This window comes from Paenibacillus stellifer, from assembly GCF_000758685.1.
GTDB classification, from domain to species: domain Bacteria; phylum Bacillota; class Bacilli; order Paenibacillales; family Paenibacillaceae; genus Paenibacillus_AQ; species Paenibacillus_AQ stellifer.
Window position 1 is genome coordinate 4,107,092 of the sequence record NZ_CP009286.1, and the last position, 17,927, is coordinate 4,125,018.

General features: G+C 56.9%; 9 protein-coding genes. 2 read left to right on the top strand and 7 right to left on the bottom strand.

The features are described 5' to 3' along the window. Nucleotides 1-23: 23 nt before the first annotated feature. From PSTEL_RS19010 to PSTEL_RS19030, 5 genes are all read right to left on the bottom strand, one after another. Nucleotides 24-4,331: a UvrD-helicase domain-containing protein gene (locus PSTEL_RS19010; protein ID WP_038701276.1), complete on the bottom strand. Its 4,308-nt coding sequence runs from the start codon at nt 4,329-4,331 to the stop codon at nt 24-26. An 8-nt stretch (nt 4,332-4,339) separates the two neighbouring features. Next, a complete protein-coding gene (gene addB, locus PSTEL_RS19015; protein WP_038697762.1) occupies nt 4,340-7,843 on the bottom strand; it encodes a helicase-exonuclease AddAB subunit AddB in 3,504 nt (1,167 codons plus the stop codon). 136 nt (nt 7,844-7,979) lie between these two features. After that, nucleotides 7,980-8,507, bottom strand: coding sequence for a GNAT family N-acetyltransferase (locus PSTEL_RS19020; protein WP_038697764.1), 528 nt, complete (start codon nt 8,505-8,507; stop codon nt 7,980-7,982). A 344-nt stretch (nt 8,508-8,851) separates the two neighbouring features. Continuing rightward, the gene (locus tag PSTEL_RS19025; protein ID WP_038697766.1) at nt 8,852-10,249 is read right to left on the bottom strand and encodes a class I SAM-dependent rRNA methyltransferase; all 1,398 of its coding nucleotides are present in this window, start codon (nt 10,247-10,249) and stop codon (nt 8,852-8,854) included. Between the two features lie 152 nt (nt 10,250-10,401). Next, a complete protein-coding gene (locus tag PSTEL_RS19030) occupies nt 10,402-10,677 on the bottom strand; it encodes a hypothetical protein (protein WP_038697768.1) in 276 nt (91 codons plus the stop codon). Here PSTEL_RS19030 and PSTEL_RS19035 point away from each other — a divergent pair. Both PSTEL_RS19035 and PSTEL_RS27175 read left to right on the top strand, forming a co-directional pair. After that, entirely contained in the window at nt 10,676-11,680 is a 1,005-nt protein-coding gene (locus PSTEL_RS19035; RefSeq protein WP_038697770.1) for a Na/Pi cotransporter family protein, read from the top strand. The two genes, PSTEL_RS19030 and PSTEL_RS19035, sit on opposite strands and share 2 nt — an antisense overlap. Before the next feature lie 267 nt (nt 11,681-11,947). Continuing rightward, nucleotides 11,948-12,244, top strand: coding sequence for a BLB8/JUQZ-1 family protein (locus PSTEL_RS27175; protein WP_169744607.1), 297 nt, complete (start codon nt 11,948-11,950; stop codon nt 12,242-12,244). Nucleotides 12,245-12,367: 123 nt separating this feature from the next. On the opposite strand, the gene PSTEL_RS19040 is transcribed toward PSTEL_RS27175, so the two are convergent. Both PSTEL_RS19040 and PSTEL_RS26415 read right to left on the bottom strand, forming a co-directional pair. After that, on the bottom strand, nt 12,368-14,578 hold the full coding sequence (locus PSTEL_RS19040; RefSeq protein WP_245624987.1) for an Ig-like domain-containing protein: 2,211 nt from the start codon (nt 14,576-14,578) through the stop codon (nt 12,368-12,370). Nucleotides 14,579-14,824: 246 nt separating this feature from the next. Beyond that, complete coding sequence (locus PSTEL_RS26415) at nt 14,825-17,776, bottom strand: S-layer homology domain-containing protein (RefSeq protein WP_169744608.1); 2,952 nt, start codon at nt 17,774-17,776, stop codon at nt 14,825-14,827. Between the last annotated feature and the right edge of the window lie 151 nt (nt 17,777-17,927).

The window sequence follows — 17,927 nt, forward strand, 5'->3', positions numbered from 1 at the left end:
TGACAGGTTAATTCGTCCGCTGCTTACTTAACCTGCACGGCCTGGCTTCCATCGAAGAAATACAGCCATGACTCCGCGATTTCCTCGCCAAGGATGTCGGACAGCGCCTTCGAATAGAGCGTCAGCTGAAACCGGTATTTCTCGCGCAGCGCCTCTATTCCGCCCTTATGCTCCAGCACGGCGTCGCTTTTGTAATCCAGCAGGATCAGACGGCCGTCCTCGCGGAACAGGCAGTCGATCACCCCCTGGATCAGTACATCTCGTTCCCCGCTCAAGGAGAACAGATCACTGTCCGCCGAATCGGCGTAGAAGAGAAGCCCGCCATACGCCTCCGATGCCGGAACCATATAGCTGAACGGCATTTCCCTTCTTGCCCAGGAAGCTTTGAGAAGACGTTCGCCGAGCGGGCCTCTGAAAAAGGCTGACGCCTCCTCCGGATCAATCGCCTCAGCCTGTTCCTCTGTCAGGATGCAGAGCTGCCGCAGCCGATCCAGCGTATCCCGGACGATCGTGGAGTCGACGGCTCCTTCAAGCGGAATATGCTGCATCAAGGTATGATAAGCTGTTCCGCGTTCAGCCGGTGTAACGCCCCGCTGCTCCATGAACCTCGGCCGCCGCAGATGAAGATTACCGCTGCCGGCACTCAGCGCACCCGGATTGTCCACCTCATCCTCCAGCAGATCGTAGGAAGGCTCGTTCTGCAGCGTCAGCAGCGATTTCAGTTCCGTGACCGAGGTTTTGGCCGGAGTAAGCGACTCTCTCTCATAAGGATAGCTCCAGGACAGCGCCTCCGCCGCCCAGCCTGAACCTTTGGTGAACGCCGTTACCGGCTTGCCTTTCTTCACCGCCTGCAGGACCAATGCCCTCGCTTCCTGAGCATCTTCTCCTTCCATCCTGATCGCAGACGGCCCGTTCTCCAGCTCTGCGGAAGAGACTACGCCGACGCTCCAGTTGGAGGCATCCCCACGGAGCTGGAGCGGCTCCGCTCCTTCCCTGCCAGCGATCTTGCGCAGCAGCGCCGCGCCGGGATGACGGATCAGCGCCGGTCCGACCCAGTCCAGATAGCTGCGGCCCCGGGCCAGCAGATGATCCGGCAGCAGCTCTTCATTCCCGCCCGCCGCAGACATCCATGCGCCTGCCCGGCCCGCAAGATCGCGGACCGTGCCGACCAGAATCATTTTATCTCTCGGCCGGGTCAGGGCGACATACAAGACGCGCATTTCCTCCGCCAGAAGCTCCAGCCGCGAACGCCGTCCGATGGCAAGATAGGGCAGCGTCGGATAGCTGACCCGCGTCTCGCGCTCCAGGAACCGGGGACCGAAGCCCAGCTCCTTGTGCATCAGAAACGGCGCATACAGATCCTGCCGGTTGAAGTTCTTGGACATGCCGGCAATGAAGACGACAGGGAATTCCAGTCCCTTGCTCTTGTGGATTGTCATGATCCGCACGCCTTCTCCTTCCTCGGAGCTTCCACCGGAAGCTCCGAGGTCCCCGCCATTCTCGCGAAGCCTGGAAATATAGACCAGGAAGCGGAACAGACCGCGGGAAGCGGTGTCGTTCTCGAACTGCACGGCCCTGTCGTATAGAGCCTTCAGATTGCTCTGCCGTCCGGCGCCGCCGGGAAGACCGCCGACCCATTCCAGATAGCCGCTCTCGCGGTATATGCGCCAGACCAGTCCGCTGGCCTCTCCCTGGCGGGCTTCGTCCCGCCAGCTGTGAAGCAATGCCAGGAAATTGCGCAGCTTGTCCTGAAGTTTGGCGGATATGGCTTGCGGTTGTGCGGACGCTTTAGCACCTTCGGCGAAAGCCGCGCCAGAAGTTCGATCGGCTGCTGCAGCCGTTTGTTCGCCGGCGGACAGCAGACTTTCGGCAATCGCCCGGTTCTCCCGCTCCGCCGAAGAAGCCAGCTCTTCAACGTCTTGTTCATTCCAGCCGTCTTGTTCATTCCAACCGTTATCTTCGGCGCTCTTGCGGGCAGCGGCGATGCCAACATCCTGTCCGGCCCCGACTTCATTGATGTTCCAGCTGTCTTCATCCGCCGCTGCGTCTCCTGTGCCGGCAGCCGCCGCGATTACCGCGTCATAGAAAGAACCTTCGCCGCACAGCCGGACCTTCGCCAGTTCTTCCTCCGTCAAGCCAACGACGGGAGAACGCAGAGCCGCCGCCAGCGGAATGTCCTGCCGGGGATTGTCCACCACCTTCAGCAGAGACAGAACCACTTCAACCTCCATCGCCTGAAAATAGCCCCGGCTCTGGTCGCCGTACGCCGGAATGCCTTCCAGCCGCAGCTCCTCTGTCATCAGCGGCGCCCACAAACTGGCCGAGCGCAGCAAAATTACAATGTCTCCATAACTTACCGGGCGCATGGCCTTGAGACCCTTGTCATAGATTTGCAGGGGCTCCCCGCCTTCTCGGCCCGTCATCACGGCAATGCGCCGGGCAATAGCCCTAGCCTCAAGCTGTGCCGTCTCGCTCTCGGCCAGCTCGCTCTCGCCACTCTCCCCTTCGCCATCGCTGGACGCTTCCTCCGAAGGGCCTTTGGCGCCGCCTCTGTCGATCAACAGCAGCTCCGGCGCATAGGACAAGTCCGGCCCCTTCTCCGCCGCTCCCGGAAAGTTCGCGCCATACACAAGCTCCGCGCGTTCATCATAGGCAATTTCGGCCACCGTCTTGTTCATGATCTGGCGGAACACCATGTTCACAGCGTTCACGACTTCCATCCGGCTGCGGAAGTTCCGCGAAAGATCGATCACGATGCCTCTGGAGCCCGCTCCGGCGTCGGGGTTTGAAGTCAGATTTCCGTTCCCCTCCACATTTTGCACAAATCCGGCTTCCGCCAGGCCTGAGGATTCGCCTTCCGCATGCCCGTCCCAAGATTCGCTCTGGAATCTGCTCCGGGTTTTACTCTCCGTATCTCCCGTTGCTTCCTGGCCCTTCCTGCCGAAGCTGCGATACTTGTCGAGGAACAGTCCCGGCTCCGCCAGACGGAAACGGTAGATGCTCTGCTTCATATCGCCGACCATGAACCGGTTCCCCGGCTCTTCGCGGGAAATAAGCCGGACAATCTCCTCCTGCACGCTGTTCGTGTCCTGGTACTCGTCCAGCAGCACCTCTTCAAACTGGTAGCGGTATTCCATGGCGGCGTCGGATGGGAGGGGCAGTCCCGGCTTCGAATCTTTGTGCCGCAAAATCTTCAGGCAGTAATGCTCCAGGTCGCTGAAATCGACAAGACCTTTGGCGGCCTTCTCTTCCCGAAAGCGGTCTCCGAACAGGATCACAGTTTCCGCCAGCTCCTTCATCAGCGGAGCCGCCTCGTGCAGCTCAGTGAGGAAGGTTTCAGCCGGACGGCCGAACAGGGAATCCCGCAAATCGGCGACCGTATTCTTGACCTCGTCGCGAAGTCCCTTGACCGTCTCCTGAAGAGCGGGATCGGCGGAATCCTTCTTGCATGGCTTCAGCTTGCCGAAGGCGGCGTTCTTGAACAGACCGTGCAGCCCGGCCCACGGCCGTTCATTGACCGCCTGCAGCAGCTCTTCGACGAGCGCCAGATCGGCCTCCATATTGTCGGCATAAGGCGCCGGCCCTCCGGGCTGCAGCGAAATCTGCAGCCCCCGCTTGAGCTGGCTGACGGCTCCGGCAAGCGCCAGTCTCGCCTCTTCCAGAATGCTGCTTACCCATTCCGTTCGGGACAGGCTGTCCGTATCCGGCGCGGAGAAGGCTTCCGCCGTCCCTCTCAGCCATTCCTCAGGCCATGGATGGCTCCGCGCGAAATCATGCAGACGCTGAACGAGCGCATACACGGCGTCGTCGCTGCGCTCCCCGCTGAACCAATCCGCCAGCTGGATAAATACCCCGTCCTCTCCGGCCTCTTCATATTTTTCCTCGAACAGCTCTTCCAGCAGCTCCTGGCGCATCATTTCCGCTTCATGCTCATTTAGGATGCGGAAGCCCGGGTCCAGCGGAATCTGCTGATAGTAGCGGCGGATGACATCCAGACAGAAGGAGTGCAGCGTCGTGATGGAAGCTCTGCCGAGCAGCGCCAGCTGGCGCTGCAGATGTCCGTTGTCCGGATCGCTCTCCAGCTCCTTGTCCAGCGCTTCCCGTATCCGCTGCCGCATTTCGGCCGCAGCCGCTTTGGTGAACGTAGCCACCAGAAGACGATCGACGCTGAAGCCGCCCTTCTCGTCCCGGATTTTGCGGATAATGCGCTCGACGAGCACGGCCGTTTTACCCGAACCGGCGGCTGCCGCAACGAGAATATCGTCCCCACTCTCGGCGATCGCCCGCCACTGGTCGTCGCTCCAGATGCTTCCTTCCGGCTTGGCCGGCATAATGATGCTCACTGCTCTTGTCCTCCTTCCTTTCCACGGGAGAGCATCTCCCATACGGCATCTTTGCCGGGCTTGCCCAGCAGCTTGTAGGCGTTGCCTTCCACAGTCTCGTCGAACTGGCAGACGGACCGGTAGGAGCAGAACGTACAGGCGGTCTCCTGCTGAATCCGGTAAGGCATGATCGCCGTATCGCCTTCCGTAATCCGTGTTCCGATTTCCGCAATCGTTCCCCTTACCGAGCCCAGCAGCGTCTCCCACTGCTCCGGCGTCGCCACGGAGGCGCTGCTGTAGAAGCTTCCGTCGCTCTTCAGCGCAACCGGGACAATGCTGGAATGCCCCTTGTCCAGCGTGGTGTCCATCAGCGAGACGATATCGCGGTCGGCTACAAGCAGTCCTTTCATCTTGAACCGCTTGAGCAGCTCCTGCTGCGCTTCCTCTCTGCCCATTCCGTTGGACGAGGACAGCAGCGGGTTATGAACATGGAAATAAAGAGTGCCTGCCGGATAAGCCTTCTCCCCGAGCCATTCCTCGGCATAAGTCAGCAGCACGTCAAGATAGGTCAGCATTTGAAGCGAAAGGCCATAGTACACTTCATGCAGCTTCAGATCCTTGCGGCTCGATTTGTAATCAATTACGCGAAGCATAATCCCGTTCTCGCCTTCCGCCGTATCGACGCGGTCGATCCGCCCCACGACCTCCATGAGGCAGCCGTTCGGAAGCTCCACCCGCAGCGGAGGAAGCGGCTTGCCCGGACCGAAATCAAGCTCCAGAAAAGCGGTATCGAAGCTGCCCCGGCGGGCATGCTCGCCCAGAATGACGGAGGCGCGGCTGACGATGTTCTTGAGCTTGCGGGCGATATACGCATAGCGCTTCGAGCTTCTCAGAATTTCGCCCTGCAGCATTGGGGCCAGCCTGTCCACCGTCTGGCCGGCTTCCTTCACGCACTCTTCCGGTGTAAGGCTGCCCCAGCTTCTCCCCTGCTTCTGCAGATCCGATCCCATGCTGCTGAGGGCAGCATGGAATAATTGCCCGATATCGGGAGCCTGAAGCTTGTACAGCTGCCGGTCTTTCAAGCGAAGCCCATACGATGCGAAATGAGAGAACGGGCAGGAGACGAACTTCTCCATCCGTGAGACGCTTCCCCGAAGTGTCGTTCCTCCATACAACCGGAGGCTGGTCCCCTTGCGCAGCGGCATCCCCGGATTCCGGTAGAACAGCGAGCCCGTCAGCGTCATAAGCTTGGGCCGCCATTCCTCGCTCTCTGTGAACCAGTTATAGACATCCCACCAGACGGCGGGGATCTCCCGTCCCTGTTTCCATTCCCGCAGCTGCATGATGAGCATCCGCAGACTCTGCTCCGGATGCCCGATGAATCCATGATGATCCTCTTCCGGAGCCGACACCGGCACACCCGGAAGATATTGCTCTGACAGGCCGGGGAACATCCGGCGTACATGCCGGATGATCTCCGAAGGCAGCAGATTCTTGCCTTCGTCGTCCGCAGCGGCATAGCTGATCCACAGGCGGCGCGAAGCCGACGTCAGGGCGGAATAGATCAGGAAGCGTTCGTCCAGCATCTGACGGGAGGCGCCGGGAGACAGCTCCATGCCGCCTTCCTCCAGAACGGCGCGCTCCACCTCGGACAGAACGCCGTCCTCCTGCGCCAGCGCCGGAACGACGCCTTCATTGAAACCGAGCAGAAAGACATATTTGATGCCGGTTACCCGGGTCCGGTCCATCGTTCCGAGCAGCACCTGATCGAGGGACGGCGGAACAAGACCCATCCGAAGCCCGGCAAGCCCTGTCTCCAGAATGCCGGCGAACAGGTCGAAGCTCACGGTCTCTTCTCCCATCATCTCCACGATCTGGTCCAGCAGGTCCAGCACCGCTCCCCACAGCTGGCGGTGCTCCCGCGCCGCCAGCGTTCTTCCCCCCTCAAGGGCAGCGGCGCTCATGGTTTCGAGTCTCCGCGCCGCCCCTGTCCGGTCCAGAAGCCCATAGACCGCTCTGCACAAATCCAGGCCGGTCTTGCTTCTTCTGACCGCCTTCTCGAATGCCATGAGCGGCGCCGTTACCGCCTCCCGGCATTTCTCCATCAGCGGCAGCATGCGTCCGTCGGACCGTCCGCCTTCCTCCAGCGACAGGCTCGGAATGCCCCGCCACTCGTAATTGCTGTCAGTCCAGCGGGTTCCCTGAATGCCGCATGCCAGAACGTAATTCTCCAATATATCCATGTCGCCCCGGGTCAGACTGCCGTCTTCCGGCAGCAGAAAATCCGTCTTGATGACGCGGAACACATCCTCATACCGCCAGCGGCGGCGGATGATATCAAGCGAGGAGCGGATGAACTCCACCAGAGGATGGTGCAGCTCTCCTTCCTTGCGGTCCATAAAGAAGGGAACACCGTAATCGCGGAACAAGGGCGGAGCCAGATGATCATAGTCATCCAGACTGCGGACAAAGACGGCCATTTCGCTGTACTTGGCCCCTTCCTCTCGCGCCAGTCTTCTCATCTCGCGCAGTGCCCCTTCCAGCTCGGCCCGTTTGTTGGCCGCCGCCGCGATCGTGATCGCGTCTTCTGCAGGCTGCGTTCCCCGGTAGATATGCCGCCGGTCGAACCCGCGCTCCAAATGAGCAAGCACAGCTGATTCCGCGAAGCGGGGCGGCACGGACGGAGCCAGCACTTCATCCCTGACCGCAAGTCCCAGCTCCGCCGCCATCCCTCTCAGCTTGATGTATGCCAGGGCGGAAGAGTGAAACAGCTCCAGCTCGCCCGGCCGGCCTCCGCCGGGGATCGGGCGGTCCAGCGTCAGCGCAATCGTTACATCCGCAGCATGCAGCATCAGCTGGCGCAGCACGGTCAGCTCCCTTGCGGTGAATCCCCGGAAGCCGTCTACATAGACCGACGAGCCGCGGACGAAAGAAGAAGCTGGAATCAGCTCCGTCAATTCCTCCAGCCTGTCCTCTTCATCGATGTACAGGTTCTCCATCGCTTTCTCGAGATCAGAGAACACCAGATTCAGATCCTCCAGCTTGTTTCCAAGAATCGGACTGCCGCCGGCCACTTCCTGAAGACGGCCGAGTTGATCCTCCAGATCGCAGGCTCCATGGCAGCAGCGCTTCAGCTCCGCGTGCAGACGGCCGAGCCGTTCCACGAAGCCGGGCCGGTCATAGGAAGCGCCAAACAGCTTCAGTTCGTCTCTGCGCCGGCTAAGTATTTTGTAGAGAAGCATCTTCTTGCCTTCGTCTCCAATTGGCACGCCGCCTCTCCCGCCGGTCTCCTGCTTCACCCGATAGGACAGGCGCGGGAAGCTCAGGGTCTGCGCCCGCAGGCTTCCTTTTACCCCGCTGTCTCGAAGCAGCCCCTGTTCCGCCGTGAAGGAGCCTTGCTCCGGTACAATCTGAATAATCGGCGCGCCGAGCGGGTCCTTCCGCAGTTCCCGGGCTATGGCCTCCCGGATTGTTGTCGTTTTGCCGCTGCCCGAACGGCCGATCAGTAACGTTACCGGCATAGTACAGTTGACTCCTTCCGTTCCATATTCGTCTTAACATTATAGCACAGACGCCGCTCATCGGAACATACGTTTGCAGAACTTCCAGGGATTAGCGGATTATTCCGCAAAAGCCCGCCGCCTGCACTGGTTCGGTTCAGGACCGAAACTCCATCAGCCAGCAATCCTGATAGCGTCCCTCATGCCACTCGCGCTCCGGCAGCATTTTGACCTTGCGGAAGCCGCATTTTTCATAGCATCTAATCGCTCTCTCATTAACCGTCCGGGGGTCTGTCACAATCCGCTCGGCATTTGCCTTGGAGCGCAAATAACGAACCATGGAGGAGACGAGCATCGTGCCGATTCCCCTGTTCCAGCATCCGGGCTCCCCGATAAACTGGTCGATTCCCCAGACGTTCTCGGCGTTATAGCCGTATACCCGTTTTTCTTCGTCAGCCAAAGGATAGAAGTGGATATAGCCGATGGCCCTATCTTCATACTCGGCGATGCATCGGTTCGTTTCATCTTTTTTGTAAAAAATAGCGTCCACCTTCTCCGCATCAAACGGGTTATCCCTGCCCTCATACCATTCCAGCACCCGGTCATCCGACAGCCACCCGGCCAAAAGCTCCCGGTCCCGGTTCTCCAAGCGCCGAACGGCGATTTTCCCTTCACTGTAGAGCATACTGCTTTCCCCACTTTCCACGCGGCAGGATGATGATCCGGCCTTCTTGTACGGTCCTCCGCGTCCACAACCTCTATCCTTATGTTACCATTTGCCACCGAGCATTGACATTTGAACGATGCAGAAAGTTAAAAAACATCACCTCGCGTCTAACGGCTGGATTGCTCTACATGCTCAGCGGCTGAAGCCCCAAAACAAAAAGCCGCCGTTCCATTCGGACGGCAGCCGGATACATGCGCGAGCAGAAGGTTCAAGAACGTCCCTCACCGCTCTATTCACTTATTGTTGCAACCTGACCATGCTTCTGATCATTCGTTTCTGACAATTTCATTTCTAAATAAGATTTACTTCGAGGTGACCTCAAAAATAGCGAATTTCAAGTAATGTCCTTCCTCCACCCCGAGAATTTGCGGATGATCCTTGCCTGCGGCCCGCCACTCGATCAGCCTGAGACTCTTGCCCGCGTCTTCGGCGGCTTCGGCGATGGTCTGAAGGAACAGCTCAGGACGCATATGATACGAGCAGCTCGCCGTCACGAGATAGCCGCCTTCATTGACAAGCTTCATGCCGTGCAGGTTGATGTCCTTGTAGCCCCGGCAGGCGCCTTTGACCGCGCCTTTCGTCTTGGCGAAGGCGGGCGGATCGAGAATGACTACATCCCAGGTGCGCCCGCCTCCAGCCGTCATCGGCTTCGAAGTGTCGGGCTTCCCGGCCTTTTTCCGCTCGCTGCCAGACGTCTCGGCTGTTAATGCCCGCTCGCTGCGCTCCTCAAGTCCCTTGACCTGGTTCCGCAGGTATTGGAAGGCATCGTCCACGACGAACTCCACCCGGTCGCCGAAGCCGTTCAGCTCCACGTTCGCCTTCGCGCTCTCGATCGCATGGGCGGAGACGTCTAGGCAGGTTACCTTCTTCGCGCCGTATTTGCAGGCGTTCAGCGTGAAGCTGCCCGTATGCGAGAAGCATTCCAGCACGGTCGCCCCGTCCCAGTAAGGGAAGGTGACCTCTTTGCCGCTCTTGTTGACAGGCACGGTCCGGCGCTCGCCGTCCTCCCCTTCAATCTCCTGAAGGATAATGCCGCTGCGGCTTCCCCAGCCTGTCATGAGCGGCGCGATCGACGCGCGATTCTCCCGCTGGTCGAAGAAGTATCCGGTCTTCTGACCTTGTTCGATGTCGACGATTACCTTAAGGCCGTTCTCTGTTACCGTAACATGGCGAGGGGCTTCGCCGTACAGGAGACCTGTCTTCTGTTCCAGTCCCTCCAGCTCCCGCACCGACACGTCGCTGCGCTCATAGATGCCCTTCGGCTGCATAACCCGCACCAGCGCTTCAACGATTTGCTCCCGGCGAAGATCCATTCCGAGCGTCAGCAGCTGCACAACGAGCACGTCGCCGAAACGGTCGACGATCAGACCCGGCAAAAAGTCCGCTTCCCCATACACAAGACGGTAGGCCGTCTCTCCGGGCAGAAACCGCACGCGGTGCTTCAGGCAGCAGGCGAAGCGCTCTTCGAAGAAGCCTGTGTCCATGTCCTCGACAGGGCGGTGAGATACGACACGAATCCGTATCTGTGATGCCGGGTTATAGTAACCGGTCGCTAAATATTTGCGCTGATGGTTCAGCACCTCGACCAGGCCCCCTGCGGAAGGTTCGCCCTCAACTGTCTCCACTTCGCTGGCATAAATCCACGGATGTCCCGCTTCCAGCCTTTTTTTACGGGTGCGCTGCAAAATTACACTTGCCACTTGCTCCAGCTCCTCTATCCAAATTCATCATAAATGTCATTGTTGCCGCGGGACGCCCGTCCGAAACGACATCTACGGGAGACCCCGGCATCATCCGGTCCGCACCGGTTGCCCAGTTCAAACTGCAAGCCGCCTTTCATAGGTAGGCGAAGTCATGTCCAGCTTTCCGGATTCATAAATTGATTACAAAACAGCGATCTCTGAATCTCTTCAGGAACGGTATCTATATTGAAATCCATGCCGGCCAGCGCCGGCCCTTTATTTTCGCGACAAATAGAAGAATACAGGATCGCGCGGATGAATGCCACCCTTAAGTTTCCAACGGATTCAAAATATGTGCAATGTCCCTGAAACCATCCCTTCGGAATGTCGAGGAGCGGACTTGCTTTTCTGCACCGGAATACTGTAGCAAAGGAGAGCACAACCATGTTCAGCGACCTGCTGTTCCCTGTAATGTACGGCATCGTGATCTTCCTCGCCGGAATGAAGCTGATGGAAGCGGCGCTGTCCAAGCTGGCCGGGCCGATTCTCGAAGACGCTCTCGGCAGAGCAACTTCGACTCCGCTTATGGGCATGTTGACCAGCAGTGTGGTAACGGCTCTGCTACAGAGCAGCACCGCCGTTACCGTGCTGGCGATCGGTATGGTCAATGCCGGGCTCCTCTCGTTCGGCCGTACCCTGGGCATCATTCTCGGAAGCAATATCGGAACCTGCCTGACCACCGAGCTGGCCGGTCTGGAAATTGCCCGCTTCGCCGGACCTCTGCTGGCGGTTTCCCTTGCGCTTTGGGCCGCGGCAGTGACGGCGGGCGAGCTGCCCGCAGCCGGCTCGCGCCTGTCGGGCGCCGCGATCGCCCTCTCCAGGCCGCTGCAATTCATCAGCCTTGCCGCCGCTGGCTTTGCGCTCGTGCTGTGGGGCATTTCGGTGATGCAGTCGATCGGCCCTGCCCTGCAGAGCAGCGGCATGTTCCGCTGGTTTCTGGACCGGGCGTCCGAGAGCGTCCTCTGGGGCTTCGCGGCCGGAGCCTGTCTGACCGCGCTGCTCCACAGCAGTTCGGCCACCATCGGCATGGCGATGGGCGTGGCCTCCTCCGGAGCGCTCCCTCCGCACATAGGCATCGCCATCGTGCTTGGCGCCAATGTCGGCACCTGCATTACGGCCGTCATTGCCTCCGTTGGCGGCAGCATCTCCGGCATCTTCGTCGCCTGGTCGCATGTCGTGCTGAATGCTGGGGGAGCGCTTCTCTTTCTGCCTTTCACCGGGCTGCTGCTGAGAGCCGCCGAGCTGATCGGCGGCGGACCGGCGGCCCAGATCGCGCATTCGCAGACGATCTTCAATATCGGCTGCTCATTGCTCGCCCTGCCGTTTTGCTATCTTCCACTGTGGAAGCGGGTTGACTTGCGTCTCTCCCGGGGCCGCCGGGATCTTTAGACATATACGCGATAGCGTGAATTCTTATTTAATGCTGGAAGTTTTGCCACTATATTCAGAACGCCTAGTTTATTATTCAGAATAGAGTTTGGCCCCCCGCGCCCGGCCATGGGCATGCAGGGGGCATTTTTTTGTATAGAACGTGATATGGGATATCGTTTTTTCAATATATAATATAAATTGGGATAAATTTTAATTATTGCCGCAATTCTGGAATGTTGATACTATGAATATGAAATTAATTCCATTTATGGGAGGTGTTTTTTTGTGAAAAAGATTTTTGGCGCTATTGTTGCTACAACATTATTGTTCACTGCTGCAGCAGGTGGGTCTTTGATCTCACCAACTACAGCAGAAGCAGCAGGAGTAACTTATAAAGATTTAAAAGTTGGCTACTCAATAATAATTTCAGGCAGTTCTTTCGTTGTGACTTCTGGGAGTGATGTTGTATCAGTCTCTCAGTATGGTTGGGTAACGGGATTGAAAGTAGGGAGTGCTACGATAAAAGCTTATGATTCAAGCGGTGTACTTACCTGGACGTATTATATTAATGTTACTCGCTAGTTTATCGGGCCTGTCCCATAAGTCATTATAGAATACCAAAACAGCAGAAAAACGCAAACGGGACAAAGCCGGAAAATCTTCCGCTTTGTCCCGTTTGCTTATTGCTGCTTCGAGCTATCAATTTTATTTTACCGTCACACTGACAGTGATCGTCTTCGTCCCAAACTTCCCTTTCACCGATGCCGTTCCCTTTGCCAGTGCGGTGATCGTTCCGTTCTGGGAAATGCTGACCACCGATGGCTTGGAGCTGGTCCAGACAACGGCGCCTGTTACTACGGCCGTCTTGCCTGTATCATATTCAGCCGTTACTGCCACCGTCTTCGATCCTCCGGGAGCGAGCTTCAGGCTCTTCTCGCTTACGGTCAGCTTGGTCAGCTTCGGAACAACCGATATTTTGATTGAGACGGCAATGCCCTGGTACGAACCTGTCAGTGTCGTCGTTCCTTCCGCCAGCGCTTTGACCGTGGTTCCCTTCACCGTAGCAGCCGTTGGATTGGACGATACCCAATTCATGGTCGAAGACAGATTGACGGTCTTGCCGGCTGAAGTGTAGCCAGTCGCTTTAATTGACTTCGAACCTTTGATATTCATTTCCAGCGTAGCCGGATCGACGTCGATTTTGATGATCTTCTGTTCGACTACGACCGGAATGCTGATTGTTTTGTTGGAATAAGTGCCCTTCAGCGTTACGGAGCCTTTCGTCAGCCCCTTAAGAATCTTGCCGGAAGTCCCCTGCTTGATGACGGCGCTCGTTCCCGATACCGTCCATTCAATTTCACTCGTTACGTCTCTCTCTTCGCCGCTTTCCATCACAGCCGTTATGGTAGGAAGCTGCGTCTCCTCGCCGGTGACTGCGCCAAGCTTGTCCTCAGGACCAAGCAGCACCAGCACCTTCTCCTTCACCGTCACCGTGACGCTTACGCTCTTCGTCCGGATAGCGGATGCGCTGGTAACAGCATCATTGGCTTTGATTTTACCGGTCAGCACTACTGTTCCCGCTTTGCCGGCTACGATTTTGCCGTCCTTGATCATTGCAGTGTCTTCGTTCGCGGACGTCCATTCCAGCTCCGAGCCGATCTCCAGCTTCGTTCCATCCAGCTTGGTGCCGTTCACCTTCGGCAGGGATGCCGTCTCACCAGTGTACAGCGTAACCTCGGATGAATCGGTGCTCAGATCGCTGAGCGTCGGGTATACCGTAAGCTTGAGCTCACGGCTGACGCCTTTATACTCGGCCTTGATGACGGCGCTGCCAGCGGACTTCGCCGCGATTGCAGCTTGTGTATCTCCGGCTGTCACCGTTGCCGCCAGCTTGTTGCCAGAGGTCCAGACCGCAGTGTTCGAAATATTGAGCGTCGAGTTGATCGCATCGCGAACCTCAGCCTTCACGCCCAGCGATTCGCCGATGAACAGGCTCTGATCGCCTGTTGGCGTCAGCAGCAGCGCTTCGTACGGAGCGCGGACGTATACGTCCACTGTTTGCGTTACTCCAAGATATTTGACGGTAATGACGGTTTTGCCTGTACCAACTGGTGTGATCTTGCCTTTCTCGACTGTGGCTGTCGTTGGACTGGAGGAAGTCCACTCCGCACTGTCTGTTACATTCTTGACGTCCTCAGCCTCCGTCCCCTTAGTGAACGCCTGAATGGCAGCCGGGCTATCGCCGACCAGCATCTCCAGCTCCTCTACCGCCGTTCCCGAGCCGTCCTTCAGCTCCAGGGCCGAATAAGGCAGAAGGACCGTCGCTTTGAAGGTTGCAGTCAGCCCCTTATACTTGGCCGTAACGGTGGCGCTGCTCTCGCCAACAAGCGTCAGCTGCCCCTTGGTGACGGTCAGCACCTGGCTGTTCGAGCTGCTCCATTCCGCATCCTGAGTGACATCATTTACAGTATCTGCCGCATCGCCGCCAACCGCGGTGGCCTTTACGAGCAGATCATCATCACTGTCGCCCAGCTTGAATACGCCGGAGGACGGGGCGGTAATCGTCAGATTCTTGTAGGCATAGGTCACACTCACCTCTATGGTGGCGACCGTATTGTTATATGTAGCGGTAATCATAGCAGTTCCGCTATTCTTCGGCGTTACGAGACCGCTCGACACGGTTGCAACCCCGGTGTCCGAGGATGTCCAGACCGCGCCTGCTGTGACGTCTTTCTTGGACGTGCTGCCTTCAACCGACGCAAGCACCTTGAGCTGCTTCGGAGTCTGGCCAACTGTCAGCTCCACTTTGGCAGAGCTGTCGAAATCAAGGGCGTACACATCTCCGGTCGCGGCATAAGCCCCTGCCGGGAATAAGGCCGCCGCCAGAAGCACCATTACAAGCAGCAATGTGGTCATTTTCCTGTTCGAAATCATCTTTGGTCTCCTTTGGATAGAAAATTGTCTCGTGGGTCCATTCCACACTCTTCCAGTATTATCGGACAACCCTTCCAAAGTCGTTACCTTATTGCCAATAACTGAGTCTTTAGTCCCACTATGAAGACCGGCCTGCAATTTGTAAAATACCCGGGCACGCATATCATCGCTCCAATGAAAAAGCCTGGCCTGCACTCAAACGAGGCAGACCAGGCGAATTTCGAAGCTCTATTGCTGATATTGCTTCAGTGTGTTATAAATGATGACCGCGGCTTCCGCCCTTGTAACCGGCTGTTTGGGCAAAATCTGTGAGTTATAGCCGTTCACGATTCCTGCCCGCAGCAGAGCTGCGACGGATGGTGCCGCATATTCCGATACATTGGCACGGTCACGGTATCCGCTCAGTTCACTGGTGGAGCTGCTGAGCTTGAGCTTGCCCGACTTCTCCAATGCTCTGGCGATGATGACCATCAGATCCTGCCGCGTTATACTTTGATTCGGCAAGAACCGGTTGTCACTGGTGCCGGTGATGATGCCATTTTTCTTGGCGATGGATAATGCGTCTGCATAGTACTTGTTCCCAGCAACATCAGCGAAATTGTTACCCGATTGGCCCTGTAAATCCAGTGCACGAACCAACAGCAGAACGGCGTCGGCACGTTTAATCGGTTTTTCAGGCTCGAAGGTCTGATCCGAGGTTCCCTGGATAATTCCTTGCGCAGTCAGAATATCAATGGCCGCTTTTGCCCAGGCATATTTCGAACCCACGTCGGTAAATGTCTGCTGCGGAGCTTGCGTATGGGTGCCTGCCGGTGATGGTGTCGGTGTTGAAGCAGGCGAGCTTGTCGGCGTTGGCGATGGCGATGGTGATGGAGTTGAGGATGGTTTGGATGTAGCTGGTACAGCCGATGAGCTCGTCGGTGAAGGTGTTGCGGATGATGTCGGCGTCGGCGAAGGTGTAGCAGATGGTGTCGGTGTCGGAGAAGTCCCTCCCCCGCCGCTTCCTGCTTTTGTTGTTACAGATACAATAGCCGAATCCGGTGAACTGCCCGCAGTATTTACGGCAACGACTTTGTATTGATACGTGGTCGAGGCTGTGAGCGAGCTGTCAGTGAAGGTATGTGCCGTTATCGGCGCGCTGTTGAGCAGGGTAAACGTACTGCTGCCGGCATTCGCCCGGTACACGTTATATCCCGTTGCATTCGCGGAAGCCTGCCAGTCGAGTTGAATGCTGCTGGTGCTAAGTGCGGTAGCTGTCACCCCTGTCGGTGCTGCTGGAACAACCGGTTCTGCCGGGTTCGTATCGCCCTTCACAATCGTATAGGTGTCAACGGTCGATAGTTCGCCTGTTGTGGAGTCAATTTTGTATGTATCGATCGAGAAGCTGGTGTCCGTTACGCTGACATGTGAGAAGCTTGGCGCATGAAATTGTTCCCGCAGAGCGGAATAAGGCTCCGGAGCTGGCTTCAGTTCATAGTATTTGCTGCCGCTGGCCGAGTTGGCCGTAACATACAGCGTGCCTGTCGGATTGACTACATCGCCGCTTGCATTTACCGTCTGGTTCGTCTGCGGCTGATCGCCCTTCATTTGATAAGTGCGGACATAGCTATGGTCATGGCCCATCAGGACGACGTCGATGCCAAGCTCGTCAAATACCGGATACAGCGACGCTCTCAAATCGGTAATATAGCTTTCCAAAGAGTGGTTCGCGGCGCTGTAGATCGAATGGTGGAACGCAACTACTTTCCATTTTACATTCGGACTACCGGCAATCGCTTCTTTCATAAAGGCTTTATGGGCTGTCCCATTATTGTTGTTCGTGTTAAGCATCATATAAAGCGTGTTGCCATAGGTAAAGGAATAATCGCCGCCCGCATCAGTTACGCCGTATTGGCTGGACTCATTGGGCTGGTTGTAGTGGTACGTGTAATTAATGTTGTTATCATGGTTCCCTGACACGGTCGCGAGAGGATAGCGTTTCAACTCATTTGGTGAAAAGAAGCTCGTATACTGAAGCTCGTTCTCCGCATCGTTGACCTGGTCGCCGACGGACATCAGAAAGCCTGCATTCGGATACACCGTAGTGGATTTCGTCAAGGTGTTTTGCCAGCCAGCCGTGTCTGCGGCAATATTTCCGCCCGAGCTCGCGCCTAGCTGTGGATCGCCGTACAGAAGAAACTCATAGGAGCTAGTATCCTTCGTGGTGAAGCTGTATACCTGACTCCATTTCGAAGTGTTGCTGTCCCCGACGCGGTATACATATTCCGTCGATTTTTGCAGGCCGGTAATGCTCACCTTATTGGTTGTGTAGCCGCTGAATGCCGCCGAAGCGGTTCCGGTAAAGCTCGTATGCGCCTCCGGAAACTCCGTGCCGGTCATTGCGCTCTTGGGAGCAATCTGGACGGTGCTTGCCGTGGCTGCAGGATCGTTCTCCGTAAGCCAGGTGAAGTTCAGTTTGGAGGCGTCGCTGCCCGGGTTAATCTGAATATCCCCGAAAGCGGAGGAAGCATCCACGACATTGAAGGTCGCAGTAGAGGACACTCCTTGGTAAGTGGCGGTCAAGGTCACCATTCCAAGCGGAGCATCGGGGTCAACCGCAACCGTTCCGTTGCTCACCGTAACCTTGGGCTGGCTGCTTGTCCATACCGCACTGTCGGTTAAATCGACCTGAGTGCCGTCTGCCAGATAGCGATACGCTTTGACTGTAGTGGCATGTCCGGTCTGAATCTGCGTCTTACCCACTTCCGTCTTGATGAAATAGACAACGGAATTCCCGCCGATCTTCGGACTGGCGTTCAGGAAATCCGTAAAATCCTTACCCCACTTCGGTTCCGGAGCAAACTTATACTGAATGACGCCTCCGCATCGATTAAGATCATCCGTTGTGAGTGTAAAAGTGAATACGTTATTCGTAACGCCGTTCACATCGATCGTACCGGAGGTGGTCAAAGGCTTGAACTCACCCCAGTTCTTCGAGAAGTTGCCGTTGATATACACTGCATCCGTAACGGAATAGGTCTGCAGGGTTACCGTTCCATCGTTATTAAAAACCGGACTTACCGGCGCTGTGCTGCTATCGGCCTTTACCGACTGAACCGCGCCTTGCGCGATCAGCGTATACACCAGCAGGGTAACGGCCAACATCGCTGCGATAAACTTGCGGAATTGATATTTGTTCAACAATACTTGCATCCTCCTGTCACGAATCTCTTTTTCTTCTTGCCCCCTGATAATCTCTTCTCCCAATTCTGCTGAACAGTATGGCTCCTCCTTCCCAAATTCGCTGTAAAACTGCACTTTCTGCGAGGGCAAACATTTGCATAAAATCTAG